Genomic DNA, 25,150 nt, shown 5'->3' with positions numbered 1-25,150 from the left:
AAAAGCACGAATTTCAATATCTTATCTTTGATTATTCAAGTTTAAGTTTATAGCTCTTTTCATAGAAGTCCGGATGTGATAAGATAAGGATAGACGATGATAAGGAGGTTGAGTGCCAGCAGCATATAGTTATGACTTAAGGAAAAAAGCAATGGAAGCGCTAGAGGAGGGAGGAAGCAGAGAAACAGTGGCAGCAAGATTTAAAATTGGACGAACTACTTTATGGGAGTGGCAGCAAAGAAGAAAAGAAACAGGAGACTTTCAATCAAAAAAACTTGGAAATGGAGGTTACAATCACAAAATTACCGACTGGGATGCCTTTGCTAAATTTGCCAGAGAAAACGGAGGAAAGACTCTGTCGGAAATGGCTAAACTTTGGGGCAACGTTAGTATCCAAACGATCCACCGAGCTCTCAGAAAAATTGGATTTACGCGCAAAAAAAGACATATGGATACAAGGAAAGAAACGAAGAAAAACGTGCTGAACTCTTAGAGCCTGTTCATAATCTTTTCAGAAGTAAGGCAGTGAAAGCCAGAACGACCATTTGTAGGCTAGTATTGAGTTTTCGCTCACAATTTTTCCACAATCTTCTACATTTTTCTAACCAAGCAAAAGATCGCTCCACAACCCATCTTTTGGGCAATACAACAAAGGAATGTAATTCATTTCTTTTTATCACTTCAACGGTTGCACCAATAATCGTTTTTATTTGAGTTGCAAAATTCTCTCCAGTATAGCCTGCATCAACCAGTACATTTTTAACTCCCGAGAGGTTTTCTTTTGCATTTTCGACCATTCTCACAGCACTGCTACGGTCAGTTATCTCTGCTGTTGTTATATAAATTGCATGGGGCAAACCTTGCGTATCTACTGCAATATGGCGTTTTATTCCTGAAATATTTTTGCCTGCATCATAGCCTTTTTCTTCAGCAGTATCTGCATTTTTTACACTCTGTGCATCAATTATGCAGAAGCTGGTTTTTTCTTTCCGACCATTGTTTTGTCGGACCACGCCAACTATTTTTTTTTAACACCAGCTCCAGAACACTTTCTTTATCTGCATCTGGTTTTTCACTCCACTTCTTAAAATAGTCGTAACAATTGCGCCATTTTGGAAACTCTTTTGGTAGCATTCTCCACTGACAACCGCTTTTCAGAACGTATAACACTCCACAAAATACATCATACAAATCAAGTTTCCTTGGTTTTGTTTTTTTTCTACAGGACTCTAGATCTGGTAACATAATCTCAAATCTTTCCCGACTTATATCACTTGGGTATAAACTCCTCATATATCCTAACTTATATATATTATCTCTTAGTTTATTCCTTTCTTGAGATCATGTACAGGTTCTTAAAAATTATAGCAACAAAAGAACCAGAAAACTTAGTTTATATAGATGAGTCTGGCATTGATAACACAGAGGACTATCCATATGGGTATTGCCAGAAAGGACAGCGGTTTTATGGCCTAAAATCTGGAAAGAAAACTCAACGAATCAGTATGGTTGCAGCCTTAAGTAGAAGAAAGATAGTTGCTCATTAACCTTTGAAGGCCACTGTAATATGGATGTTTTTAATGGATGGTTTGAGCAATTTTTGACACCGATCTTGGAACCTGGACAGACTGTCATTCTTGACAATGCTACTTTTCATAAGTCTGGTAAGATTATCGAGCTTGCTAGAGGAGTTGGTGCAGAAATTTTGTATCTGCCGCCGTATTCTCCAGATTTCAACAAAATTGAGCATCATTGGTTTGCTATAAAAAACAGAGCTAGGAAAAACATTCCTCTATTCGAATCCTTTCGTCGTGCTGTTGATTCTGCCTTCCTATGACCTGTTCGGACTATTATGAGAAATGCTATAAATACTGAACATCAATTGTTCAGGACCTTTGCTTCCGTGTTATCCAATGAATCACCATAAGTCACTGCTTTTAGGTAAAACTTTTTTCCTCTTTGCACTTCGAAAGATATTATTGAATCATCAAGTAGAACAAATTTTTCACCTGCGGTCTCTTTAGTTCCTTCTTGTCCTCTGATTAGGTTGCTAAGCTTATATTTATTTTTATTTATAAGTTCAGCTCTCTGGAATTTTATTACCTCTTTTCCAACCAGTGCTAAATTGCTTACATTTATAGTACTAACGTTAGTGCTTGTAAAACCCTCTTCTGTCATCCCAGTGCCCAGACACTGGGATCCAGGAGAAATATGGTCAAGCGCTGGAATGACAACATGATAAATTGCTAGTTTCCCACTTAAATAATGGTTATATGAAGAACTCAATACACCAAAACGTAACACTACTATAAGCTCCTCGTCAGTAGATTCCATTACATATCCGCAAGTAGACTGCTTATTTGTGCTTGCAATAGGCTTATAATCCTTATCGTCGCCCGAAATAAAGAGCGTTGCTCCCTTCCAATTCTTTTCCTCACCTACTAAAGTAAAGCTTGCGTTATTACCTTTAATATGCGGTAAATCTATCATTTCTATGATGGTTTTGCTGATGTGAGAAGGAGGGTATTCCTTCAGCATAAGTGACCTTGTTGAAGGAAAAGAGAGCTTGTATATAGAGCGATCATAACTAACACCGCTTACTTGAATGGACATGCTTTCAAATTTCGTTTTCATAATTCTCACCGTATGCTTTTTCTCACCGTCTAAGAACCTGTACATGATCTCAAGAAAGGAATAAACTAAGAGATAATATATATAAGTTAGGATATATGAGGAGTTTATACCCAAGTGATATAAGTCGGGAAAGATTTGAGATTATGTTACCAGATCTAGAGTCCTGTAGAAAAAAAACAAAACCAAGGAAACTTGATTTGTATGATGTATTTTGTGGAGTGTTATACGTTCTGAAAAGCGGTTGTCAGTGGAGAATGCTACCAAAAGAGTTTCCAAAATGGCGCAATTGTTACGACTATTTTAAGAAGTGGAGTGAAAAACCAGATGCAGATAAAGAAAGTGTTCTGGAGCTGGTGTTAAAAAAAAATAGTTGGCGTGGTCCGACAAAACAATGGTCGGAAAGAAAAAACCAGCTTCTGCATAATTGATGCACAGAGTGTAAAAAATGCAGATACTGCTGAAGAAAAAGGCTATGATGCAGGCAAAAAGATTTCAGGAATAAAACTCCATATTGCAGTAGATACGCAAGGTTTGCCCCATGCAATTTATATAACAACAGCAGAGATATAGCATTTCTCATAATAGTCCGAACAGGTCATAGGAAGGCAGAATCAACAGCACGACGAAAGGATTCGAATAGAGGAATGTTTTTCCTAGCTCTGTTTTTTATAGCAAACCAATGATGCTCAATTTTGTTGAAATCTGGAGAATACGGCGGCAGATACAAAATTTCTGCACCAACTCCTCTAGCAAGCTCGATAATCTTACCAGACTTATGAAAAGTAGCATTGTCAAGAATGACAGTCTGTCCAGGTTCCAAGATCGGTGTCAAAAATTTTTCAAACCATCCATTAAAAACATCCATATTACAGTGGCCTTCAAAGGTTAATGGAGCAACTATCTTTCTTCTACTTAAGGCTGCAACCATACTGATTCGTTGAGTTTTCTTTCCAGATTTTAGGCCATAAAACCGCTGTCCTTTCTGGCAATACCCATATGGATAGTCCTCTGTGTTATCAATGCCAGACTCATCTATATAAACTAAGTTTTCTGGTTCTTTTGTTGCTATAATTTTTAAGAATTCAGCACGTTTTTCTTCGTTTCTTTCCTTGTATCCATATGTCTTTTTTTGCGCGTAAATCCAATTTTTCTGAGAGCTCGGTGGATCGTTTGGATACTAACGTTGCCCCAAAGTTTAGCCATTTCCGACAGAGTCTTTCCTCCGTTTTCTCTGGCAAATTTAGCAAAGGCATCCCAGTCGGTAATTTTGTGATTGTAACCTCCATTTCCAAGTTTTTTTGATTGAAAGTCTCCTGTTTCTTTTCTTCTTTGCTGCCACTCCCATAAAGTAGTTCGTCCAATTTTAAATCTTGCTGCCACTGTTTCTCTGCTTCCTCCCTCCTCTAGCGCTTCCATTGCTTTTTTCCTTAAGTCATAACTATATGCTGCTGGCACTCAACCTCCTTATCATCGTCTATCCTTATCTTATCACATCCGGACTTCTATGAAAAGAGCTATAACTGACCGTAGCAGTGCTGTGAGAATGGTCGAAAATGCAAAAGAAAACCTCTCGGGAGTTAAAAATGTACTGGTTGATGCAGGCTATACTGGAGAGAATTTTGCAACTCAAATAAAAACGATTATTGGTGCAACCGTTGAAGTGATAAAAAGAAATGAATTACATTCCTTTGTTGTATTGCCCAAAAGATGGGTTGTGGAGCGATCTTTTGCTTGGTTAGAAAAATGTAGAAGATTGTGGAAAAATTGTGAGCGAAAACTCAATACTAGCCTACAAATGGTCGTTCTGGCTTTCACTGCCTTACTTCTGAAAAGATTATGAACAGGCTCTAAGAATGAACTGAAGAAAGAGAAAGAACCTGATGGTGTTAAAGAACCTGATGATGTTAAAGAGCCCGATGATGTTAAAGATCCTGATGATGTTAAAGATCCTGATGATGTTAAAGATCCTGATGCTGGTAACGATGATCACAGCGAAAGTATGGCTTTCTCTTACCATGGTTACGGCAACGACTTAATATAAACTATAACTTTCCTGGATCATTTGAAGGTAAAATAGTTAAGATAACCCTTCAACTTCCCCCATTTATCCACTATACTGCTACAGATTTTATAGCTTTTTAGTTAATGAACATTTTCAAGCAGGTTTCCTCTCTAATTTCCAGTAAATTAAATGAGTTGAAGCAAAGGGGTGTTATAAGCACGAATGCAACAAACTTTATCGTAGAGCCTCCAAGCAATAGAGCGCATGGAGATATTTACACAAACGTTGCCATAGTGCTTGCAAAGCATGAAAAGAGTAATTTAGTTGAGATTGCAGGGATCTTAGCAAGAGAATTTAAACCTTTTGATGAAGTTGCAAAAGTGGAAATAGCAGGCCCTGGTTTCATCAACATGCACTTAAAAATAGAAGTATGGCATGGGATCTTAAAACAAATAAATGAGCTAAAAACAGAGTTTGGCACTCTAGATATTGGAAACAATCAGGCGATCAATGTTGAGTTTGTATCCGCAAATCCAACTGGTCCACTGCATATTGGTCATGCAAGAGGGGCAGTATTTGGTGACGTTCTGGCAAATTTATTGAAAAAAGTTGGTTATAAAGTTACTAAGGAATACTATATTAATGATGCTGGAGCGCAGATAGATACACTAATAAAGTCAGTATATTTGCGGTATAAGGAAGCTCTGGGAGAAAAAATCAGCATCGAAAAAGGTTTATATCCAGGTGAATATTTAAAACCGATAGGGGAGGAGCTGGCCAAAAAATACGGCAAGGAGCTTCTAAAAAAGCAAGATAATCAGATAATTAGAGACTATACTTTAAGTTCTATCTTAGAACTCATAAAGGAAGACATGAACTTACTTGGAGTAAATCATGATGTTTTTACTTCAGAGTATGAGCTGCAAAAAAGTGGCAAAATCGAAGAGAGTATAAAGATATTGTCTGACAAGGGTCTAGTGTATGAAGGGTACCTGGAGAAACCAAAAGGCAAAGAAAGCGAAAATTGGACTTCCAGAAAAGAAATGTTATTTCGCTCTACAAAATTTGGTGATGACGTTGACCGCGCATTGAAGAAAGAGGACGGCAGTTGGACTTATTTTGCCTCGGATATCGCTTACCATTTTGATAAGATATTACGTGGTTTTAACAATATGATCGTAGAGCTTGGTAGTGACCACGGCGGTTATGTCAAAAGGCTCAAAGCAGTCGTCTCTGCGCTCAGTGATGATCAAGCAAAAATAGAGGTAAAACTGCATAATATTGTGAATTTTTTCGAGAACGGCAAACCTGTTAAGATGTCCAAAAGATCAGGAAACTTCCTCACAGCAAGAGATGTAGTGGAAGAAGTTGGCAGGGACATAACTCGTTTTATAATGCTAACACGCAAGAATGATATGGTCTTGGACTTTGATTTTGCTAAAGTTAAAGAACAATCAAAAGACAACCCTATTTTTTACGTGCAATATGCGCATGCTCGTGCTCATTCGTTAATGCGTAATGCTCCAAAAGAGCTCCCAACAGCAGATCCTTCACTTTTAAAAACCGATGGGGAGCTCTTCCTCATAAAAACCTTAGCAAAGTGGCCAGATGTGGTAGAAATTGCAGCAAGGCTTTGTGAGCCACACAGAATTACTTTCTACTTACTTGAAGTTGCAGAAGCGTTTCACGTTTTATGGGGGTATGGCAAGAGTGATTTAAACATGCGTTTCATACTGGAAGACAACTTAAACCTCACCGCTGCAAGAATGTTTCTCGTGCAGGCCTTAGCACACGTCATCGCTTCTGGACTTTCTATCTTCAATATAGAGCCTTTGGAAGAAATGAGTTGATTTTTTTTTGTTACAATATGTAATGATCAAAATATTATTGAAGTAGGGTAAAGTTATGAAGATCAGTTTTATCGATTATTCAACTGTATTCACTGAAGTTGCGGAACAGACAGATTTAAATGGAAATAACATAATTGAAAGAATAAAAGGGCATTAGCATAGATCCCGCTAACACATAGCGGGACGACGATGTCAGGCTAGCTGTTATCCAAGTAGCTGACACTGGTTCCTTTATGAAGGCAGTGCACGGAGGTGTCATCCCAGTGCCCAGACTACTTGGATCCAGATTCACCTTATGATGGTGTCATTCCAGTGCCCAGACACTGGGATCCAGCTTTTTCATAATCATCAAAATGTTGTATTTTAACATAAAACGGCTACTTTTATGCTTATACCAATCTTCGTTATTGGGAAGACAAATAGGACATATTATGAATTTGCTTAAACTCCGCAATTACAGGCAAAAGGGCTATTTTTAATTTGTCTTATTACTAATGAGAGCCTGTTCATAATCTTTTCAGAAGTAAGGCAGTGAAAGCCAGAACGACCATTTGTAGGCTAGTATTGAGTTTTCGCTCACAATTTTTCCACAATCTTCTACATTTTTCTAACCAAGCAAAAGATCGCTCCACAACCCATCTTTTGGGCAATACAACAAAGGAATGTAATTCATTTCTTTTTATCACTTCAACGGTTGCACCAATAATCGTTTTTATTTGAGTTGCAAAATTCTCTCCAGTATAGCCTGCATCAACCAGTACATTTTTAACTCCCGAGAGGTTTTCTTTTGCATTTTCGACCATTCTCACAGCACTGCTACGGTCAGTTATCTCTGCTGTTGTTATATAAATTGCATGGGGCAAACCTTGCGTATCTACTGCAATATGGAGTTTTATTCCTGAAATCTTTTTGCCTGCATCATAGCCTTTTTCTTCAGCAGTATCTGCATTTTTTACACTCTGTGCATCAATTATGCAGAAGCTGGTTTTTTCTTTCCGACCATTGTTTTGTCGGACCACGCCAACTATTTTTTTTTAACACCAGCTCCAGAACACTTTCTTTATCTGCATCTGGTTTTTCACTCCACTTCTTAAAATAGTCGTAACAATTGCGCCATTTTGGAAACTCTTTTGGTAGCATTCTCCACTGAAAACCGCTTTTCAGAACGTATAACACTCCACAAAATACATCATACAAATCAAGTTTTCTTGGTTTTGTTTTTTTTCTACAGGACTCTAGATCTGGTAACATAATCTCAAATCTTTCCCGACTTATATCACTTGGGTATAAACTCCTCATATATCCTAACTTATATATATTATCTCTTAGTTTATTCCTTTCTTGAGATCATGTACAGGTTCTAATACGCGTCGCGTTTTATGCCAAAACACAATTGGAGTTATAGCTCTTTTCATAGAAGTCCGGATGTGATAAGATAAGGATAGACGATGATAAGGAGGTTGAGTGCCAGCAGCATATAGTTATGACTTAAGGAAAAAAGCAATGGAAGCGCTAGAGGAGGGAGGAAGCAGAGAAACAGTGGCAGCAAGATTTAAAATTGGACGAACTACTTTATGGGAGTGGCAGCAAAGAAGAAAAGAAACAGGAGACTTTCAATCAAAAAAACTTGGAAATGGAGGTTACAATCACAAAATCACCGACTGGGATGCCTTTGCTAAATTTGCCAGAGAAAACGGAGGAAAGACTCTGTCGGAAATGGCTAAACTTTGGGGCAACGTTAGTATCCAAACGATCCACCGAGCTCTCAGAAAAATTGGATTTACGCGCAAAAAAAGACATATGGATACAAGGAAAGAAACGAAGAAAAACGTGCTGAATTCTTAAAAATTATAGCAACAAAAGAACCAGAAAACTTAGTTTATATAGATGAGTCTGGCATTGATAACACAGAGGACTATCCATATGGGTATTGCCAGAAAGGACAGCGGTTTTATGGCCTAAAATCTGGAAAGAAAACTCAACGAATCAGTATGGTTGCAGCCTTAAGTAGAAGAAAGATAGTTGCTCCATTAACCTTTGAAGGCCACTGTAATATGGATGTTTTTAATGGATGGTTTGAGCAATTTTTGACACCGATCTTGGAACCTGGACAGACTGTCATTCTTGACAATGCTACTTTTCATAAGTCTGGTAAGATTATCGATCTTGCTAGAGGAGTTGGTGCAGAAATTTTGTATCTGCCGCCGTATTCTCCAGATTTCAACAAAATTGAGCATCATTGGTTTGCTATAAAAAACAGAGCTAGGAAAAACATTCCTCTATTCGAATCCTTTCGTCGTGCTGTTGATTCTGCCTTCCTATGACCTGTTCGGACTATTATGAGAAATGCTATACATGCAAAATAGATCCCAGATACAAGTGTCTGGGCACTGGGATGACAAGGTAGAGGGCACTGGGATGACAGGAGAAGGAGGCTACTGGGATGATAGGAGAAAGGAGGCCACTGGGATGACAAGAGAAGGTACTAGCCTGACAACCGTCATCCCGCTGCTTGTTAGCGGCTAAGAGATACCGCGAATGAATCGCGGTACGACGGTTAAGTATCCCGCTACTTGGATGACAGCAGATCACCTCTTCACAAAGATTTTATCAGTAATACGCATATCAATAATACTCCAATCGCTGAAAGTAAAATCAGTTGTATTGTGTAAGTGGTTTAAATAGTCCCATGCACTATAAGGGTTATCTTCAGGTAGTTTTACTGTGGAATTGTTATCAAGTATGATATTCCATCTTCTATTCCCTATATAAGCAAAAGAAGAAATGTGGTCTCTTAATTGAGTTTTACTCTCTAACGCATCTCTAACAAATTCTAGGTTTGATAACGAGTTTTGTCCTGTAATTACAACAAGATCATCTACTAGATAGTCATCTACGATCACTTTGCCTTCGAAATCAATTACCGAGGTTTTGTTATTATCTTTCCAGAGAGCAAACGGTTTATGCTCATCTATATTAATGTGTAGAGTATTGGGCAAAATTCTGTGAACTCTTACGTGTTTTATCCATCTGCTTACGGATTGTATGTTACCGGCAAGTTTTGAAAGTGATATATACAGGATAGGTTGCGTTCTATCTGTCAAACTTAAAATATCCTTTTTGTTTGTAAATTTATTGCCACTCACGACTACTTCATCGATTGAAAATCCACTACTGAGTAATAAACTGGATAGGCAGTCATTATACCAAGTAAAGTAGTAATTAAATCGATTTATTATTTTATCAAGTGAGCTGTAGAGTATTAGCGTAAGAAAAAGTGCTGTGATAATAACCAAGGCACACTTACGCAAAAAACTCCTTTGGCTTCTAGTAATACTGCTCAACATGACTTAAATCCCTAATATTTTTGTGCTGAAAACTATCTTCAATAATAATTTTAACTAATTCATTAAAATTGATTCCTTTTGTCAATTTTGCAATTTCTGGCACTAACGATAGCTCAGTAAAGCCAGGATGTGTATTAATCTCAAGCATTTTTAAAGTGTTATTTTTGGGATTATAACGGAAATCTGAGCGGGAAATAGTTTTACAGCCTAAAAATTGATGAACTTTCAGTGCGTGTTCCAAGGTCATTTTATATATATTGTCGGGAATTTCAGCAGGAAATATATGTTCTGCAAATCCATCTGTATACTTTGCTTCATAATCATAGAATTTATTTTTTGGTCGTATTTCCATAGTGCCAATTGCTTCATCCAGCAATACAGCAGTTTGTAACTCTATTCCTGGGACATATTCTTCTATGATCATCAAGTCTCTTGTCATAGAAGTAGCTCCTTCCTTGTCATCCAAGTAGCCAGATACTGCCTGGTCACGCGCTGAAATGACATCAAACATGATATTATCATCTTTTAGTTTTAAATAATCCTCATGCGAGAAAATTATGTGCACTCCGATGCTAGAGCCTTCATTAATTGGTTTTAAGACGTACGGATAATCAATTCTAATATTATTTTTTAGTAGATCTTCTCGGCTAATTACATAACCTTTTGGAGTATCAATACTAAGGGACCAAAATATATGCTTTGACATTGCCTTGTTCATAGCAACAGCAGAAGCCATAACTCCTGAGTGTGTATATTTTATACCTAAGATTTCCAATAAACCTTGAATGCAGCCATCTTCACCATAAGGTCCATGCAGAGCGATAAAAGCAAGGCCCGGATTAATTTTTTTAAGCTTTTCAGCAATGTTGCTATCAACATCTATTTCTATTGCATTATATGAAAGGCTATCGAGCGCCTTCTTTACTGCTTTTCCGCTCATAAGCGATATTTCTCTCTCACAAGAAAATCCACCACTTAAAATTGCTATAGTTGGAATCATGGGCATTCTATGTTTTGTTATATAGCATATATAAAAGATGCTCTTATCTTCAATAGAAAAAACGCTTTGAAAAATTCTATAGCTCTATCCTATGCACAACTGTACGAACGTTTGTTTTGTTAAGATACAACAAATGGTGTCATCCCAGTGCCCTGACTACTTGGATCCAGGATTTTGATTAGCACTAAGTTGGTGAGCATATAAAGTGTTATGTTAAAATATAACGTTTTTACGGAAAGTCTGGATTCCAGTGTCTGGGCACTGGAATGACACCATTCTTTTTTCTGGATCCAAGTAGTCAGAGCACTGGGATGACATCATAGAGGCACTGCCCTTTTGGATGGAAACCAGTGTCAGCTACTTGCATGACACCATCTGCCACCTGCAAATTGCAATGTTCGTACGATTGTGCGTCACGCGCTGGAATGACAAAGAAAAGTGAGTTGCTAGTTTTTCATATGGTTATGCAAGGAGTCTGATCTTTTTCTTTGTTAATATTATTCTAAATTTTCATCAAAATAAGCTGTTTTATCCTTTTTTTCCTTATGCTCTTCTGCGGTATAGAGGGGTTGCTTCTTAGCTGTGATATTTTGCCATTTTTGTGAGTATTCTACATTTATATCGTAAAATAACTTGAAAGTTTTTTGTTCACTGTTCAGTAACTCTTCATCTAGTTCTAAAATATCTTTTATGGAATCATCAGTTACAATTGCATCCACTGGACACTCAGGTATGCACACTCCGCAATCAATACATTCATCTGGGTTAATCACGAGCATGTTTTTACCTTCATAGAAGCAGTCAACGGGACATACTTCCACACAGTCCGTATATTTACATTTTATGCATTTATCTGTAACAAAATGCGTCATAAAACACTGTATATTTGCATTATCTTGGGTACACTAAATTGATAAGAAATTCAAGCCTTTTATGAAGATAAATAAATTGAACAACAAAGAATTAGAAGTATGGTTAAGCTTGGCTAGAACTATAGGACCAATAAAGTTTTTTAGTATACTAAAAACACATGGATCGCTAGATGAGGTGTTGAAATATCTCAATAGGGTGGCTAATAATAAGGTGTATGGCATTCAAGATGCACGAGAAGAAATCAATAATGCAGAAAGAATTGGAGCTAAAATTATACCTGCATGTGACCAAGATTACCCTGATCTTTTAAGAGCCTGTTCATAATCTTTTCAGAAGTAAGGCAGTGAAAGCCAGAACGACCATTTGTAGGCTAGTATTGAGTTTTCGCTCACAATTTTTCCACAATCTTCTACATTTTTCTAACCAAGCAAAAGATCGCTCCACAACCCATCTTTTGGGCAATACAACAAAGGAATGTAATTCATTTCTTTTTATCACTTCAACGGTTGCACCAATAATCGTTTTTATTTGAGTTGCAAAATTCTCTCCAGTATAGCCTGCATCAACCAGTACATTTTTAACTCCCGAGAGGTTTTCTTTTGCATTTTCGACCATTCTCACAGCACTGCTACGGTCAGTTATCTCTGCTGTTGTTATATAAATTGCATGGGGCAAACCTTGCGTATCTACTGCAATATGGCGTTTTATTCCTGAAATCTTTTTGCCTGCATCATAGCCTTTTTCTTCAGCAGTATCTGCATTTTTTACACTCTGTGCATCAATTATGCAGAAGCTGGTTTTTTCTTTCCGACCATTGTTTTGTCGGACCACGCCAACTATTTTTTTTTAACACCAGCTCCAGAACACTTTCTTTATCTACATCTGGTTTTTCACTCCACTTCTTAAAATAGTCGTAACAATTGCGCCATTTTGGAAACTCTTTTGGTAGCATTCTCCACTGACAACCGCTTTTCAGAACGTATAACACTCCACAAAATACATCATACAAATCAAGTTTCCTTGGTTTTGTTTTTTTTCTACAGGACTCTAGATCTGGTAACATAATCTCAAATCTTTCCCGACTTATATCACTTGGGTATAAACTCCTCATATATCCTAACTTATATATATTATCTCTTAGTTTATTCCTTTCTTGATATCATGTACAGGTTCTTACGATGTGTTTCCCTATAAACCCCGTTCCACCAAAAATAATTACACGTTTTGTCACAATTAAAGTTCCTAATAATTTGTTACTATAAATTATAGCTCTTTTCATAGAAGTCCGGATGTGATAAGATAAGGATAGACGATGATAAGGAGGTTGAGTGCCAGCAGCATATAGTTATGACTTAAGGAAAAAAGCAATGGAAGCGCTAGAGGAGGGAGGAAGCAGAGAAACAGTGGCAGCAAGATTTAAAATTGGACGAACTACTTTATGGGAGTGGCAGCAAAGAAGAAAAGAAACAGGAGACTTTCAATCAAAAAAACTTGGAAATGGAGGTTACAATCACAAAATTACCGACTGGGATGCCTTTGCTAAATTTGCCAGAGAAAACGGAGGAAAGACTCTGTCGGAAATGGCTAAACTTTGGGGCAACGTTAGTATCCAAACGATCCACCGAGCTCTCAGAAAAATTGGATTTACGCGCAAAAAAAGACATATGGATACAAGGAAAGAAACGAAGAAAAACGTGCTGAATTCTTAGAGCCTGTTCATAATCTTTTCAGAAGTAAGGCAGTGAAAGCCAGAACGACCATTTGTAGGCTAGTATTGAGTTTTCGCTCACAATTTTTCCACAATCTTCTACATTTTTCTAACCAAGCAAAAGATCGCTCCACAACCCATCTTTTGGGCAATACAACAAAGGAATGTAATTCATTTCTTTTTATCACTTCAACGGTTGCACCAATAATCGTTTTTATTTGAGTTGCAAAATTCTCTCCAGTATAGCCTGCATCAACCAGTACATTTTTAACTCCCGAGAGGTTTTCTTTTGCATTTTCGACCATTCTCACAGCACTGCTACGGTCAGTTATCTCTGCTGTTGTTATATAAATTGCATGGGGCAAACCTTGCGTATCTACTGCAATATGGCGTTTTATTCCTGAAATCTTTTTGCCTGCATCATAGCCTTTTTCTTCAGCAGTATCTGCATTTTTTACACTCTGTGCATCAATTATGCAGAAGCTGGTTTTTTCTTTCCGACCATTGTTTTGTCGGACCACGCCAACTATTTTTTTTTAACACCAGCTCCAGAACACTTTCTTTATCTGCATCTGGTTTTTCACTCCACTTCTTAAAATAGTCGTAACAATTGCGCCATTTTGGAAACTCTTTTGGTAGCATTCTCCACTGACAACCGCTTTTCAGAACGTATAACACTCCACAAAATACATCATACAAATCAAGTTTCCTTGGTTTTGTTTTTTTTCTACAGGACTCTAGATCTGGTAACATAATCTCAAATCTTTCCCGACTTATATCACTTGGGTATAAACTCCTCATATATCCTAACTTATATATATTATCTCTTAGTTTATTCCTTTCTTGAGATCATGTACAGGTTCTAAGAAATATCTCTAATTGTCATCCTGTAATAACTGCACTTGGTGATATATCATTATTAAGCCGTGAGATAATTGCAATAATCGGTGGGCGTAACTCTTCAATGAATGGAAGAAATTTTGCCAATAAGTTGGCACTTGATTTAAGCGAAGCTGGTTTTGTTATCGTTTCTGGACTTGCAAAAGGAATCGATACTGCAGCAAACAGTGTAATATACAAAAATCATCCCACTATTGCTGTTACAACAAGCGGAATTGATGTGGTGTATCCAAAAGAGAATTTTGATCTATACAAAAAAATCACTGGGAACGGTGGGTTGGTAATTACTGAGCTTCCATTTGCTACTAAACCAAAGCCTCAATATTTTCCTCAAAGGAATCGAATTATATCTGGTCTATCGCTGGGTGTTGCAGTGATTGAAGCATCGAAACGTTCTGGCTCTCTAATAACAGCAGATTTTGCTTTAAATCAAGGGAGAGAGGTGTTTGCAGTTTCTGGTTTCCCTTTAGATTCACGCTGCAGTGGTAGTAATTATTTAATTAAAAACGGTGCTAAGCTTATCGAACCCGCTGATGACATAATAGAGAGTATTAGGTTTAGTTTACCTCCGCAGCAAAAAAACCTATTTGATGTTGAGCACCATTTTGTTGACCAAAAACAAGAAAAATTACAACAGGCAAAATCTGTTATAGTTGATCATATTATAGCTCTTTTCATAGAAGTCCGGATGTGATAAGATAAGGATAGACGATGATAAGGAGGTTGAGTGCCAGCAGCATATAGTTATGACTTAAGGAAAAAAGCAATGGAAGCGCTAGAGGAGGGAGGAAGCAGAGAAACAGTGGCAGCAAGATTTAAAATTGGACGAACTACTTTATGGGAGTGGCAGCAAAGAAGAAAAGAAACAGGAGACTTTCAATCAAAAAAACTTGGAAATGGAGGTTACAATCACAAAATTACCGACTGGGATGCCTTTGCTAAATTTGCCAGAGAAAACGGAGGAAAGACTCTGTCGGAAATGGCTAAACTTTGGGGCAACGTTAGTATCCAAACGATCCACCGAGCTCTCAGAAAAATTGGATTTACGCGCAAAAAAAGACATATGGATACAAGGAAAGAAACGAAGAAAAACGTGCTGAATTCTTAAAAATTATAGCAACAAAAGAACCAGAAAACTTAGTTTATATAGATGAGTCTGGCATTGATAACACAGAGGACTATCCATATGGGTATTGCCAGAAAGGACAGCGGTTTTATGGCCTAAAATCTGGAAAGAAAACTCAACGAATCAGTATGGTTGCAGCCTTAAGTAGAAGAAAGATAGTTGCTCCATTAACCTTTGAAGGCCACTGTAATATGGATGTTTTTAATGGATGGTTTGAGCAATTTTTGACACCGATCTTGGAACCTGGACAGACTGTCATTCTTGACAATGCTACTTTTCATAAGTCTGGTAAGATTATCGAGCTTGCTAGAGGAGTTGGTGCAGAAATTTTGTATCTGCCGCCGTATTCTCCAGATTTCAACAAAATTGAGCATCATTGGTTTGCTATAAAAAACAGAGCTAGGAAAAACATTCCTCTATTCGAATCCTTTCGTCGTGCTGTTGATTCTGCCTTCCTATGACCTGTTCGGACTATTATGAGAAATGCTATACCAGCACAAAACCCTACATAGTTCCTGTGTTTTATAGCAATTTCTATATAAAAGAATACTTTACTCTTTTTCTTTGCCCAGGGCTTTTTTTTAAATGTCTCTTTCTCTTATTAGCTCTTTTTTTAGATCAAATCTTTCTTTGTCATAAGGAGCCTTTGCCTGGAAATGCGTATGCTCCAGACATTTTTCCATCATATTTTCTTACTTAACATACTGCCATCTATACCTAGATCTTTTGCTATTTTTGTACTTGTTTGACCTGTTTCTTTAACCAGCTTAACAGCTTCTAATTTGAATTCTGCTGTATATTCTCTTCTATTTGTCATATTTTGAAAAAACGTTTTATTTTACTCCAAAAACGTCTTAACTTTCTCTCTACTTTTTCTGGACTACTCTGAATCGGTTGACAAATTGGACGTTTGATAAGCGTAATTTGGAGCTTCTTGTGTAATGACTATATCATGAGCATGACTCTCTCTTAATCCTGATGCAGTAATAGTAACAAATTTGCAGTTTTTCTTCATTTCTTCTATATTCCTGTTACCGGTATATCCCATTGCAGCTTGCAATCCGCCAATCAACTGATGGATTACTCCTGAAGCTGGACCTTTGAATGGAACTCTTCCTTCCACTCCTTGTGGAACTAATTTGAATTTTGAATCTTTATCTTGAAAATAACGGCTAGCTGAACCTCGTTTCATTGCACTAATAGATCCCATTCCTCGATAGCCTTTATATGTTCTGCCCTTATACATAATAATCTCACCTGGGCTTTCGTCAGTGCCAGCAAAAATCGAACCAATCATCACAGAGTCAGCACCAGCTGCAATAGCTTTTGCAACATCTCCTGAGTATTTTACTCCACCATCAGCAATTAGTCTGACGTTTCTTGCTCTACACGCCTCTGCAACATTCTTGATTGCAGAGAATTGTGGCACACCAACACCTGTAACTATTCTGGTTGTACAGATTGATCCTGGTCCTATTCCAACCTTCACTGCATCAATACCCGCATCAATCAACACTTCAGCAGCCTCCTTTGTTGCAATGTTTCCGCCAATTAATTGCGTATTAGGATACATCTTTTTTATTTCCCTAATGGTATTGATAACGTTTTCGGAATGACCGTGAGCAGTATCCACAACAACTACATCAACTTCTTCTCCGATCAAAGCTTCACATCTTTCTATACCATCTTTTTTACCAGTGCCAATTGCAGCGGCAACTCTGAGACGTCCTTTACTGTCTTTACATGAATTTGGGTATCTATTGTATTTTTCAATGTCTTTAACCGTAATTAAACCTATACAACAAGAATTTTCATCTACAACCAAAAGCTTTTCTATTCTATTTTCATGCAACAATTTCATTGCTGAGGCACTATTTACTCCCTGCTCCCGCACTGTCACTAACTTATCTTTTGTCATCACTTCGGAAACTTTTACATTCATGTTCTGGTCTTCAATAAACCTCACATCTCGGTTAGTTAAAATTCCAACTAACTTGCGTTGATCGACTACAGGAATGCCAGAATAATTGTGCTCTCTCATTAATGAAATTGCTTCTGCAACTGTTTTATCCGGTGAAATCGTAATTGGGTTATACACGATCCAACTTTCATATTTTTTCACCCTTCTCACTTCTAAAACTTGTTCATCTATTGATAAATTCTTATGTATGCAACCTATTCCTCCATGTTGGGCAATAGCTATTGCAAAGCCCGATTCAGTAACAGTATCCATTGCAGAGGATATGAGAGGGATATTTAGTTCTATACTATTTGTTAAATAAGTTTTTGTATCTGCATCGCAAGGCAATATATTAGAATAGGCTGGCAAAAGAAGTATATCGTCAAACGAATAACAAGCTTCCATTTTTTTCATAGGCTTTATTTAAAGCTTATACGCCAATTAATTAAATTGCAATAGGGCTTTTGCAAAATTAGCTATAGCTAAAGCAATTTAGGTTTACCGAAATATATTTATAGTTAGACTAGTAACTATAGGTGATGCCTTAAGTTGTCATTCCAGCACGTGACGCTGGAATCCAGCTTTTATAAGCTGGATCCTATGGTCAAGCCCACAACTGTACGAATATTGTCTAGCAGGAGGGTGTCATCCCAGTGCCCAGACACTGGGATCCAGGAATTTTATTAAGTTGGTAAACATAAAAGTAGCCGTTTTATGTTAAAATACAACGTTTTGATGACTATGAAAAAGCTGGATTCCAGTGTCAAGCACTGGAATGACATCGTTTACTATGTGCCATATTGCAATGTTCGTACAGTAAGCCATAGGATGACAGAAGCGGAGCTATAGAAGCCGGTGTGGCTCTGTCGTATAGCTCTAACTGTTTTTAGGGGATAGAAAGGCTATATGGTTGCTAATATATTTTATTGCAAAATAAGCATTCTACATTATTTGCCAGCAAACAAAACTGCTCAATGGTTAAGTCTTCTGGACGCTGGTTTCCACTCAATTTAGCGTTTTCGAGGACAGTTTCAGCATGGTTCGTTATATTTTGCAAGCTATTCCTCAGCATCTTTCTTCTTTGAGAAAAAACAGCACGTGTTAATCTTGTTAAGGTTTCCAAATTTACTGCAAACTTTGGGGTAGGTAAAGGATTTACTGTAATTACTGAAGAATGTATTTTTGGTCTTGGAAAAAACTCTTTAGGTTCAATATCAAATTCCTTTTTTGTATCACATAGTAACTGGCTTAGCACTGATAAGGAACCATAATCTTTAGAATTGGGTCTTGCCGTAATGCGATCTGCTACCTCTTTTTGAAACATTAATGTCAAGTTCGTAAAAAATTTTATATTATTTAACCACTTTAAAAATAACACTACTGAGATATTGTAAGGCAAGTTAGCAATAACTTTAACTGGGCGCTCTATCAGCTCTTCTTCTATAACATGCAGTGCATCCGCTTCTATAATTCTATACTTTCCTTGATGCTCATTTAGCAGTTGGTCATGGTGTTTTACTAAATCTCTATCTTTTTCTATAGAAAGTAGAGACTTTGGATTATGCACCAATATTTCTCTTGTTAATGCACCATATCCAGGACCGATTTCAATGACATTAAAATTTTCCAGACTACCAGCTAAAGCGACGATTTTTTTTGTTATCTCACTCGATAAAATAAAATTTTGCCCTAGACTCTTTTTTGGCTTCAGTAAAAATTTTTTCATATTATTTTCATTATACAGTATTTTAAAAATTAGTTGACTAAAATTCATTGATAATTGTATATTATTAATGTGTTTAACGCCGGCTTAGCTCAATTGGTAGAGCAACTGACTTGTAATCAGTAGGTTGTCAGTTCAAGTCCGACAGCCGGCACTCTCACTCATATAAGTAAAGTTGATGTCCTTTTTAATAGTAGCAAATTGGAAAATGAATGGAATGCGTTCTTCATTTGTTGACTTTATAGGCAAACTTAACAACAAGAGCAACGAAATTACCTCTAAATTAGTAATTTGTCCTCCTTTTACATCATTTCCAAGCAGTATAGAGTTGAACAATAATATTAATATAGGAGCACAGAATTGCCATCATAAAAAGTTCGGTTCTTACACAGGTGAAATTAGCGCAGAAATGTTAAAAGAACTAGGGTGTACTTACGTAATACTTGGGCATTCTGAAAGGGCCAATGAAAAAGATAGTGAAATAAAACTTAAGTCAGAAATAGCAATAGAATCAGGCTTACACCCAATTATCTGTGTAGGTGAAAATTCAGAAGATTACAAAAGTGGAAAAACAAAGGAGGTAATAGAATATCAATGCAAAAACCGCTTGCCAACACATGGTGAATATACCGTAGCATATGAGCCAATATGGGCAATAGGCACAGGTCATGTGCCAAATAATGATGCAATTGCTGAGGTGATAGAGGTAATAAAATTGTGTACTGGTAAAAAACACATTATATATGGTGGTTCAGTCAGTTCAGAAAATATAGAAAATTTGTTAAATATTTCAAGTTTATCAGGAGTTTTAATTGGCAGTGCAAGCTTAGATTTCGATCACTTTTATAAAATTATACAACAAGTTGAAAAAAAGTTTTCTCTTATCAATTCCAAAAGGAGATAAGAGGGAATTATTCACTATAGGAATAGGGCTATCACGAGCGTCTTAGCAGATTCCGCTAACGCGTACTCCCTATTCATACCGTCACGGTATCCGCTAACACGTAGCGAGATGAAGGTTGTCAAGGTGACACTGGTTTCCATACAAAAGTGGTGTCATCTAAGTAGCTGACACTGGTTTCCATCCAAGACGGTGTCATCCCAGTGCCCAGACTACTTGGATCCAGAAGACTTAATTTTAACCAAGTGGCTGCATAATAAAGGCTGGATTCCAGCGTCACGCGCTGGAATGACATCTTTCTTGGTGAACTCAAATCATAATGTTCGTACGGTTGTGGGCTTATAGCTTAGAAAATTAACGATATTTTATTCCCCGGTGAACGCTCTATTTTGTTTTCCAACTCTAGTTCCAAAAGAGCCATTAGAGCTATGTTGGTAGAAAGTCCGCTTGCTAATATAAGTTCATCTATATCAACAGGTACAGAGTTATAGCATTTCACATAATAGTCCGAACAGGTCATAGGAAGGCAGAATCAACAGCACGACGAAAGGATTCGAATAGAGGAATGTTTTTCCTAGCTATGTTTTTTATAGCAAACCAATGATGCTCAATTTTGTTAAAATCTGGAGAATACGGCGGCAGATACAAAATTTCTGCACCAACTCCTCTAGCAAGCTCGATAATCTTACCAGACTTATGAAAAGTAGCATTGTCAAGAATGACAGTCTGTCCAGGTTCCAAGATCGGTGTCAAAAATTGCTCAAACCATCCATTAAAAACATCCATATTACAGTGGCCTTCAAAGGTTAATGGAGCAACTATCTTTCTTCTACTTAAGGCTGCAACCATACTGATTCGTTGAGTTTTCTTTCCAGATTTTAGGCCATAAAACCGCTGTCCTTTCTGGCAATACCCATATGGATAGTCCTCTGTGTTATCAATGCCAGACTCATCTATATAAACTAAGTTTTCTGGTTCTTTTGTTGCTATAATTTTTAAGAATTCAGCACGTTTTTCTTCGTTTCTTTCCTTGTATCCATATGTCTTTTTTTGCGCGTAAATCCAATTTTTCTGAGAACCTGTACATGATCTCAAGAAAGGAATAAACTAAGAGATAATATATATAAGCTAGGATATATGAGGAGTTTATACCCAAGTGATATAAGTCGGGAAAGATTTGAGATTATGTTACCAGATCTAGAGTCCTGTAGAAAAAAAACAAAACTAAGGAAACTTGATTTGTATGATGTATTTTGTGGAGTGTTATACGTTCTGAAAAGCGGTTGTCAGTGGAGAATGCTACCAAAAGAGTTTCCAAAATGGCGCAATTGTTACGACTATTTTAAGAAGTGGAGTGAAAAACCAGATGCAGATAAAGAAAGTGTTCTGGAGCTGGTGTTAAAAAAAAATAGTTGGCGTGGTCCGACAAAACAATGGTCGGAAAGAAAAAACCAGCTTCTGCATAATTGATGCACAGAGTGTAAAAAATGCAGATACTGCTGAAGAAAAAGGCTATGATGCAGGCAAAAAGATTTCAGGAATAAAACGCCATATTGCAGTAGATACGCAAGGTTTGCCCCATGCAATTTATATAACAACAGCAGAGATAACTGACCGTAGCAGTGCTGTGAGAATGGTCGAAAATGCAAAAGAAAACCTCTCGGGAGTTAAAAATGTACTGGTTGATGCAGGCTATACTGGAGAGAATTTTGCAACTCAAATAAAAACGATTATTGGTGCAACCGTTGAAGTGATAAAAAGAAATGAATTACATTCCTTTGTTGTATTGCCCAAAAGATGGGTTGTGGAGCGATCTTTTGCTTGGTTAGAAAAATGTAGAAGATTGTGGAAAAATTGTGAGCGAAAACTCAATACTAGCCTACAAATGGTCGTTCTGGCTTTCACTGCCTTACTTCTGAAAAGATTATGAACAGGCTCTGAGAGCTAGGTGGATCGTTTGGATACTAACGTTGCCCCAAAGTTTAGCCATTTCCGACAGAGTCTTTCCTCCGTTTTCTCTGGCAAATTTAGCAAAGGCATCCCAGTCGGTGATTTTGTGATTGTAACCTCCATTTCCAAGTTTTTTTGATTGAAAGTCTCCTGTTTCTTTTCTTCTTTGCTGCCACTCCCATAAAGTAGTTCGTCCAATTTTAAATCTTGCTGCCACTGTTTCTCTGCTTCCTCCCTCCTCTAGCGCTTCCATTGCTTTTTTCCTTAAGTCATAACTATATGCTGCTGGCACTCAACCTCCTTATCATCGTCTATCCTTATCTTATCACATCCTGACTTCTATGAAAAGAGCTATACAACAAAGGAATGTAATTCATTTCTTTTTATCACTTCAACGGTTGCACCAATAATCGTTTTTATTTGAGTTGCAAAATTCTCTCCAGTATAGCCTGCATCAACCAGTACATTTTTAACTCCCGAGAGGTTTTCTTTTGCATTTTCGACCATTCTCACAGCACTGCTACGGTCAGTTATCTCTGCTGTTGTTATATAAATTGCATGGGGCAAACCTTGCGTATCTACTGCAATATGGCGTTTTATTCCTGAAATCTTTTTGCCTGCATCATAGCCTTTTTCTTCAGCAGTATCTGCATTTTTTACACTCTGTGCATCAATTATGCAGAAGCTGGTTTTTTCTTTCCGACCATTGTTTTGTCGGACCACGCCAACTATTTTTTTTTAACACCAGCTCCAGAACACTTTCTTTATCTGCATCTGGTTTTTCACTCCACTTCTTAAAATAGTCGTAACAATTGCGCCATTTTGGAAACTCTTTTGGTAGCATTCTCCACTGACAACCGCTTTTCAGAACGTATAACACTCCACAAAATACATCATACAAATCAAGTTTCCTTGGTTTTGTTTTTTTTCTACAGGACTCTAGATCTGGTAACATAATCTCAAATCTTTCCCGACTTATATCACTTGGGTATAAACTCCTCATATATCCTAACTTATATATATTATCTCTTAGTTTATTCCTTTCTTGAGATCATGTACAGGTTCTTAGGTTTAAATAGTAAGCATATAGTTGGTACTATAACTCAGATATCTCAGAAACCTGAAGTTGCAAATTCTGCATCTAAAGTGCCTGTAAATGATAGCAAGGCACTAAGCTCAGAAGCTGCTAATACTGTTAATACTAACAATAGTAAACCTGATAAGCTGCTAGAAAATCCATCTAAAGAACAACTTATGTGGTCAAAAATTATTCTACCAATTTTCTAAAAGAGTACTTTTCCTTCAAAAGTGGCACCTCTTTAGGTGCTCCTTTTTTCTTTCTTATATACACAAAAATCATATAGAATTGTAAATACAGCTTTTTTATTCTGATGCTTTTCAATTCTATAGCTCTGGTTGTCTCTCTATTACTATTTTTCTACATTATCGTAAAAAAACTGAGCGAAAAGAAAGCAAACCTTGAGGGTAATTTATGTAAATTAGAGCAAGAACTTCAAGAAACAAAGCAAACTTTGCTTACGAAGAATGAAGAAATAGTTGATTTAAGGGTCAAAAGAGCAGAACTTGAAGTAACTCTGCAAAAAGAACGTGAGGAAAAGAAAAAGGAAATAGAATTACTAACAAAAGCAGAGGAGAGGTTAACAAACACTTTTAAAGCGCTCTCTCTTGATGCCTTGCAAGTGAACAATAATAATTTTCTGAACTTAGCAAAGGAAGTCATTGATAACAAATTAAAAGAAACGGAAAGCGATTTCAAAAAAAGACAAGCAACGATTAACGAAGTTGTAACTCCAATAAAAGAAAAATTAGAAAAATTCGATAATGAAATACGCGAGCTGGAAAAAGAGAGGGTAGGGGCCTATGAAGGTTTAAAGGAGCAAATTGGAGCACTGATGAACCAAACTTCCAGCCTTGCTAATGCCTTGAGAAAGCCCCACATCAGAGGAAAGTGGGGTGAAATGCAGCTCAAAAGGGTGGTAGAAATAGCAGGAATGATTGAATATTGCGATTTTTTTGCTCAAGCCTCAGTGGTTGATAAAAACGAGGATAATTTATTGCGTCCTGATTTAATAATCAAAATGCCATCTGGAAAGCAAATAATAATAGATGCCAAAGTGCCGCTTGATTCTTACATGGATGCTATATCACAAAATGATTTGCAAATACAAAAGGAGAAATTAAAGAATCATTCCCTGGCAATAAAAAAACACATAAATGACTTGGGTAAAAAAGAGTATTGGAATCAATTTGAAAATACGCCAGAACTTGTGGTGCTTTTCTTAACAGGGGAGGGGGTTTTTAGCGCAGCACTGGAATATGAGCCTGCTTTGATAGAGATTGGAGTGGAAAAAAAAGTGATCATTGCAACACCGATCACTCTAATTGCGTTGCTGAGAGCAATAGCGTATGGATGGAAGCAAGAGATGATAGCTGAAAATGCAAAGAAAATCAGTGAACTAGGTCATATTTTATATGAGCGCATTTGCACAATGGGTGAAAACTTTGATAATTTGCGCAGGAGCTTAAAAAGCGCTGTTGATCATTATAATAAAACTGCTGGCTCTCTTGAAGCAAGGGTGTTTCCTGCTGCTCGAGAATTTAATAAGCTTGGTATACATGCAAAAAATAAAAACTTGAGTGCTGCAAAGGAATTAGAGTCCTTACCGCGCAGTTTACATACTGAGGAACTGAAAGTAGATTAGGCATCTTAACAGGGAATGTTCAAAAAAGTGTGTCAAACCGAAAAAAAAGTAATAAATTGATATAAAAAAAATGGAGGTTTGACAATGAGTCAGAAAGTAGTAAACAGAACTACCGGTTTGGTAGATTATAAAGAATTAGAAACAAACATTCTGTCGTCTATACGAGAAGGAAGGCCGTTGACAGGAAGGGATGGAGCATTTACACCATTTATAAAAAAGCTGCTGGAGGCAAGTTTGGAAGGTGAAATAGAAAATCACTTATTAGCTGAAAGTGAAGAGAATAATCGAAGAAATGGGAGAAATGGAAAGACTTTACGGACAAGTGCAGGTTCATTTGAGCTTTTGACGCCTAGAGGGAGTGTTAAATAAACCATACGCGTCAAGTTAAGGAAAAAGATATGAAGGAGATAGAATAATAAGATATAAGTTCTTTCAGATATACTTTTAGTGAGA

At 37.1% G+C, this 25,150-nt stretch carries 20 protein-coding genes, 1 tRNA gene and 13 pseudogenes; 18 read left to right on the top strand and 16 right to left on the bottom strand.

Going from position 1 to position 25,150, the window contains the following annotated elements; translation table 11 throughout:
* Positions 1 to 112: 112 nt before the first annotated feature.
* Positions 113 to 495, top strand: a pseudogene (locus ABWU71_RS05755) (IS630 transposase-related protein); the annotation flags it as partial.
* A 5-nt stretch (positions 496 to 500) separates the two neighbouring features.
* Here the strand turns inward: ABWU71_RS05755 and ABWU71_RS05750 are convergent.
* Positions 501 to 1,293, bottom strand: a protein-coding gene (locus tag ABWU71_RS05750; RefSeq protein ID WP_353284152.1) for an IS5 family transposase whose coding sequence is annotated in 2 segments (ribosomal slippage) — positions 501 to 1,028 and positions 1,030 to 1,293 — 792 coding nt in all. Because the reading frame shifts where the segments join, the coding sequence is not laid out codon by codon here.
* A 59-nt stretch (positions 1,294 to 1,352) separates the two neighbouring features.
* Between ABWU71_RS05750 and ABWU71_RS05745 the strand changes: the two are divergent.
* Positions 1,353 to 1,837: pseudogene (locus ABWU71_RS05745) on the top strand (IS630 family transposase); the annotation flags it as partial.
* 41 nt (positions 1,838 to 1,878) lie between these two features.
* On the opposite strand, the pseudogene ABWU71_RS05740 reads toward ABWU71_RS05745, so the two are convergent.
* Positions 1,879 to 2,667 (bottom strand): annotated as a pseudogene (locus ABWU71_RS05740) (hypothetical protein); the annotation flags it as partial.
* 62 nt (positions 2,668 to 2,729) lie between these two features.
* Between ABWU71_RS05740 and ABWU71_RS05735 the strand changes: the two are divergent.
* Positions 2,730 to 3,201 (top strand): annotated as a pseudogene (locus ABWU71_RS05735) (IS5 family transposase); the annotation flags it as partial.
* A gap of 28 nt (positions 3,202 to 3,229) precedes the next feature.
* Here the strand turns inward: ABWU71_RS05735 and ABWU71_RS05730 are convergent.
* A protein-coding gene (locus ABWU71_RS05730; protein WP_353284264.1) for an IS630 family transposase occupies positions 3,230 to 4,089 on the bottom strand; the annotation gives its coding sequence in 2 pieces (ribosomal slippage) (positions 3,230 to 3,765 and positions 3,765 to 4,089; 861 coding nt in all).
* 61 nt (positions 4,090 to 4,150) lie between these two features.
* Between ABWU71_RS05730 and ABWU71_RS05725 the strand changes: the two are divergent.
* The 3 genes and pseudogenes from ABWU71_RS05725 to argS all read left to right on the top strand — a co-directional run.
* Positions 4,151 to 4,474, top strand: a pseudogene (locus tag ABWU71_RS05725) (transposase); the annotation flags it as partial.
* Positions 4,475 to 4,514: 40 nt separating this feature from the next.
* The gene (locus ABWU71_RS05720) at positions 4,515 to 4,670 is read left to right on the top strand and encodes a hypothetical protein (RefSeq protein WP_353284263.1); all 156 of its coding nucleotides are present in this window, start codon (positions 4,515 to 4,517) and stop codon (positions 4,668 to 4,670) included.
* Positions 4,671 to 4,779: 109 nt separating this feature from the next.
* Positions 4,780 to 6,486 carry an arginine--tRNA ligase gene (argS, locus tag ABWU71_RS05715; RefSeq protein WP_353284262.1) on the top strand — a complete coding sequence of 569 codons (1,707 nt, stop codon included), beginning with the start codon at positions 4,780 to 4,782 and terminating at the stop codon, positions 6,484 to 6,486.
* 506 nt (positions 6,487 to 6,992) lie between these two features.
* On the opposite strand, the gene ABWU71_RS05710 is transcribed toward argS, so the two are convergent.
* Positions 6,993 to 7,785 (bottom strand): IS5 family transposase gene (locus ABWU71_RS05710; protein ID WP_353284261.1). Its coding sequence is split into 2 segments (ribosomal slippage): positions 6,993 to 7,520 and positions 7,522 to 7,785, totalling 792 coding nucleotides; the frame shifts between segments, so codons are not numbered across the junction.
* A 165-nt stretch (positions 7,786 to 7,950) separates the two neighbouring features.
* Between ABWU71_RS05710 and ABWU71_RS05705 the strand changes: the two genes are divergently transcribed.
* Positions 7,951 to 8,810 (top strand): IS630 family transposase gene (locus ABWU71_RS05705; protein ID WP_353284260.1). Its coding sequence is split into 2 segments (ribosomal slippage): positions 7,951 to 8,275 and positions 8,275 to 8,810, totalling 861 coding nucleotides; the frame shifts between segments, so codons are not numbered across the junction.
* Between the two features lie 22 nt (positions 8,811 to 8,832).
* Positions 8,833 to 9,012: a hypothetical protein gene (locus ABWU71_RS05700; protein ID WP_353284259.1), complete on the top strand. Its 180-nt coding sequence runs from the start codon at positions 8,833 to 8,835 to the stop codon at positions 9,010 to 9,012.
* Positions 9,013 to 9,074: 62 nt separating this feature from the next.
* On the opposite strand, the gene ABWU71_RS05695 is transcribed toward ABWU71_RS05700, so the two are convergent.
* The 3 genes from ABWU71_RS05695 to ABWU71_RS05685 all read right to left on the bottom strand — a co-directional run bounded on the left by ABWU71_RS05695 (position 9,075) and on the right by ABWU71_RS05685 (position 11,705).
* The gene (locus ABWU71_RS05695) at positions 9,075 to 9,833 is read right to left on the bottom strand and encodes a cell division protein FtsQ/DivIB (RefSeq protein WP_353284258.1); all 759 of its coding nucleotides are present in this window, start codon (positions 9,831 to 9,833) and stop codon (positions 9,075 to 9,077) included.
* Positions 9,814 to 10,839 (bottom strand): D-alanine--D-alanine ligase, encoded by a 1,026-nt coding sequence (locus tag ABWU71_RS05690; RefSeq protein ID WP_353284257.1) that lies wholly within the window; start codon positions 10,837 to 10,839, stop codon positions 9,814 to 9,816. The genes ABWU71_RS05695 and ABWU71_RS05690 overlap by 20 nt, the downstream gene beginning before the upstream one ends.
* A 491-nt stretch (positions 10,840 to 11,330) precedes the next feature.
* Complete coding sequence (locus tag ABWU71_RS05685) at positions 11,331 to 11,705, bottom strand: ferredoxin family protein (protein WP_353284256.1); 375 nt, start codon at positions 11,703 to 11,705, stop codon at positions 11,331 to 11,333.
* Between the two features lie 61 nt (positions 11,706 to 11,766).
* Here ABWU71_RS05685 and ABWU71_RS05680 point away from each other — a divergent pair.
* Positions 11,767 to 12,027, top strand: a pseudogene (locus ABWU71_RS05680) (DNA-protecting protein DprA); the annotation flags it as partial.
* Here the strand turns inward: ABWU71_RS05680 and ABWU71_RS05675 are convergent.
* Positions 12,025 to 12,817, bottom strand: a protein-coding gene (locus ABWU71_RS05675) for an IS5 family transposase (protein ID WP_353284255.1) whose coding sequence is annotated in 2 segments (ribosomal slippage) — positions 12,025 to 12,552 and positions 12,554 to 12,817 — 792 coding nt in all. Because the reading frame shifts where the segments join, the coding sequence is not laid out codon by codon here. The pseudogene ABWU71_RS05680 and the gene ABWU71_RS05675 sit on opposite strands and share 3 nt — an antisense overlap.
* 217 nt (positions 12,818 to 13,034) lie before the next feature.
* Here ABWU71_RS05675 and ABWU71_RS05670 point away from each other — a divergent pair.
* Positions 13,035 to 13,417, top strand: a pseudogene (locus ABWU71_RS05670) (IS630 transposase-related protein); the annotation flags it as partial.
* 5 nt (positions 13,418 to 13,422) lie between these two features.
* Here the strand turns inward: ABWU71_RS05670 and ABWU71_RS05665 are convergent.
* A protein-coding gene (locus tag ABWU71_RS05665) for an IS5 family transposase (RefSeq protein ID WP_265023453.1) occupies positions 13,423 to 14,215 on the bottom strand; the annotation gives its coding sequence in 2 pieces (ribosomal slippage) (positions 13,423 to 13,950 and positions 13,952 to 14,215; 792 coding nt in all).
* A 46-nt stretch (positions 14,216 to 14,261) separates the two neighbouring features.
* Between ABWU71_RS05665 and ABWU71_RS05660 the strand changes: the two are divergent.
* Both ABWU71_RS05660 and ABWU71_RS05655 read left to right on the top strand, forming a co-directional pair.
* Positions 14,262 to 14,999: pseudogene (locus tag ABWU71_RS05660) on the top strand (DNA-processing protein DprA); the annotation flags it as partial.
* Between the two features lie 42 nt (positions 15,000 to 15,041).
* Positions 15,042 to 15,901 (top strand): IS630 family transposase gene (locus tag ABWU71_RS05655; protein WP_353284076.1). Its coding sequence is split into 2 segments (ribosomal slippage): positions 15,042 to 15,366 and positions 15,366 to 15,901, totalling 861 coding nucleotides; the frame shifts between segments, so codons are not numbered across the junction.
* 221 nt (positions 15,902 to 16,122) lie between these two features.
* Here ABWU71_RS05655 and ABWU71_RS05650 read toward each other — a convergent pair.
* From ABWU71_RS05650 to rsmA, 3 genes are all read right to left on the bottom strand, one after another.
* Positions 16,123 to 16,257: a transposase gene (locus tag ABWU71_RS05650; RefSeq protein ID WP_353274342.1), complete on the bottom strand. Its 135-nt coding sequence runs from the start codon at positions 16,255 to 16,257 to the stop codon at positions 16,123 to 16,125.
* A 63-nt stretch (positions 16,258 to 16,320) separates the two neighbouring features.
* Complete coding sequence (gene guaB / locus ABWU71_RS05645) at positions 16,321 to 17,814, bottom strand: IMP dehydrogenase (protein ID WP_353284254.1); 1,494 nt, start codon at positions 17,812 to 17,814, stop codon at positions 16,321 to 16,323.
* Between the two features lie 499 nt (positions 17,815 to 18,313).
* On the bottom strand, positions 18,314 to 19,126 hold the full coding sequence (rsmA, locus tag ABWU71_RS05635) for a 16S rRNA (adenine(1518)-N(6)/adenine(1519)-N(6))-dimethyltransferase RsmA (protein WP_353284253.1): 813 nt from the start codon (positions 19,124 to 19,126) through the stop codon (positions 18,314 to 18,316).
* 78 nt (positions 19,127 to 19,204) lie between these two features.
* On the opposite strand from rsmA, the gene ABWU71_RS05630 reads away from it, so the two are divergent.
* Positions 19,205 to 19,277, top strand: a tRNA-Thr gene (locus ABWU71_RS05630).
* 24 nt (positions 19,278 to 19,301) lie between these two features.
* Positions 19,302 to 20,027, top strand: coding sequence for a triosephosphate isomerase (locus ABWU71_RS05625; RefSeq protein WP_353284252.1), 726 nt, complete (start codon positions 19,302 to 19,304; stop codon positions 20,025 to 20,027).
* Positions 20,028 to 20,370: 343 nt separating this feature from the next.
* Here ABWU71_RS05625 and ABWU71_RS05615 read toward each other — a convergent pair.
* A pseudogene (locus tag ABWU71_RS05615) lies at positions 20,371 to 20,511 on the bottom strand (DNA-protecting protein DprA); the annotation flags it as partial.
* Between the two features lie 29 nt (positions 20,512 to 20,540).
* Positions 20,541 to 21,106 (bottom strand): annotated as a pseudogene (locus ABWU71_RS05610) (IS630 family transposase); the annotation flags it as partial.
* 55 nt (positions 21,107 to 21,161) lie between these two features.
* Between ABWU71_RS05610 and ABWU71_RS05605 the strand changes: the two are divergent.
* Positions 21,162 to 21,954, top strand: a protein-coding gene (locus tag ABWU71_RS05605; RefSeq protein WP_353284144.1) for an IS5 family transposase whose coding sequence is annotated in 2 segments (ribosomal slippage) — positions 21,162 to 21,425 and positions 21,427 to 21,954 — 792 coding nt in all. Because the reading frame shifts where the segments join, the coding sequence is not laid out codon by codon here.
* A gap of 6 nt (positions 21,955 to 21,960) precedes the next feature.
* On the opposite strand, the pseudogene ABWU71_RS05600 reads toward ABWU71_RS05605, so the two are convergent.
* A pseudogene (locus ABWU71_RS05600) lies at positions 21,961 to 22,266 on the bottom strand (IS630 transposase-related protein); the annotation flags it as partial.
* Positions 22,267 to 22,328: 62 nt separating this feature from the next.
* Positions 22,329 to 22,977: pseudogene (locus ABWU71_RS05595) on the bottom strand (IS5 family transposase); the annotation flags it as partial.
* 50 nt (positions 22,978 to 23,027) lie between these two features.
* Here ABWU71_RS05595 and ABWU71_RS05590 point away from each other — a divergent pair.
* The 3 genes and pseudogenes from ABWU71_RS05590 to ABWU71_RS05580 all read left to right on the top strand — a co-directional run.
* Positions 23,028 to 23,261 (top strand): hypothetical protein, encoded by a 234-nt coding sequence (locus ABWU71_RS05590; protein ID WP_353284250.1) that lies wholly within the window; start codon positions 23,028 to 23,030, stop codon positions 23,259 to 23,261.
* A 104-nt stretch (positions 23,262 to 23,365) separates the two neighbouring features.
* Positions 23,366 to 24,697 (top strand): DNA recombination protein RmuC, encoded by a 1,332-nt coding sequence (gene rmuC / locus ABWU71_RS05585; RefSeq protein WP_353284249.1) that lies wholly within the window; start codon positions 23,366 to 23,368, stop codon positions 24,695 to 24,697.
* 84 nt (positions 24,698 to 24,781) lie between these two features.
* Positions 24,782 to 25,051 (top strand): annotated as a pseudogene (locus ABWU71_RS05580) (transposase); the annotation flags it as partial.
* Positions 25,052 to 25,150 lie beyond the last annotated feature (99 nt).

Origin of the sequence: Wolbachia endosymbiont (group A) of Lasioglossum fulvicorne (assembly GCF_964028605.1) — a bacterium.
GTDB lineage: Bacteria > Pseudomonadota > Alphaproteobacteria > Rickettsiales > Anaplasmataceae > Wolbachia.
This window is presented reverse-complemented; position numbering and strand designations above follow the sequence as displayed.

What these genes read in the sequence shown, in the direction of transcription:
- ABWU71_RS05720 (WP_353284263.1), top strand. Translation starts at nt 4,515, where the DNA reads ATGGTGTTAAAGAACCTGATGATGTTAAAGAGCCCGATGATGTTAAAG.
- argS (WP_353284262.1), top strand. Translation starts at nt 4,780, where the DNA reads ATGAACATTTTCAAGCAGGTTTCCTCTCTAATTTCCAGTAAATTAAAT.
- ABWU71_RS05700 (WP_353284259.1), top strand. Translation starts at nt 8,833, where the DNA reads ATGCTATACATGCAAAATAGATCCCAGATACAAGTGTCTGGGCACTGG.
- ABWU71_RS05695 (WP_353284258.1), bottom strand. Translation starts at nt 9,833, where the DNA reads ATGTTGAGCAGTATTACTAGAAGCCAAAGGAGTTTTTTGCGTAAGTGT.
- ABWU71_RS05690 (WP_353284257.1), bottom strand. Translation starts at nt 10,839, where the DNA reads ATGCCCATGATTCCAACTATAGCAATTTTAAGTGGTGGATTTTCTTGT.
- ABWU71_RS05685 (WP_353284256.1), bottom strand. Translation starts at nt 11,705, where the DNA reads ATGACGCATTTTGTTACAGATAAATGCATAAAATGTAAATATACGGAC.
- ABWU71_RS05650 (WP_353274342.1), bottom strand. Translation starts at nt 16,257, where the DNA reads ATGACAAATAGAAGAGAATATACAGCAGAATTCAAATTAGAAGCTGTT.
- guaB (WP_353284254.1), bottom strand. Translation starts at nt 17,814, where the DNA reads ATGAAAAAAATGGAAGCTTGTTATTCGTTTGACGATATACTTCTTTTG.
- rsmA (WP_353284253.1), bottom strand. Translation starts at nt 19,126, where the DNA reads ATGAAAAAATTTTTACTGAAGCCAAAAAAGAGTCTAGGGCAAAATTTT.
- ABWU71_RS05625 (WP_353284252.1), top strand. Translation starts at nt 19,302, where the DNA reads ATGTCCTTTTTAATAGTAGCAAATTGGAAAATGAATGGAATGCGTTCT.
- ABWU71_RS05590 (WP_353284250.1), top strand. Translation starts at nt 23,028, where the DNA reads ATGTACAGGTTCTTAGGTTTAAATAGTAAGCATATAGTTGGTACTATA.
- rmuC (WP_353284249.1), top strand. Translation starts at nt 23,366, where the DNA reads ATGCTTTTCAATTCTATAGCTCTGGTTGTCTCTCTATTACTATTTTTC.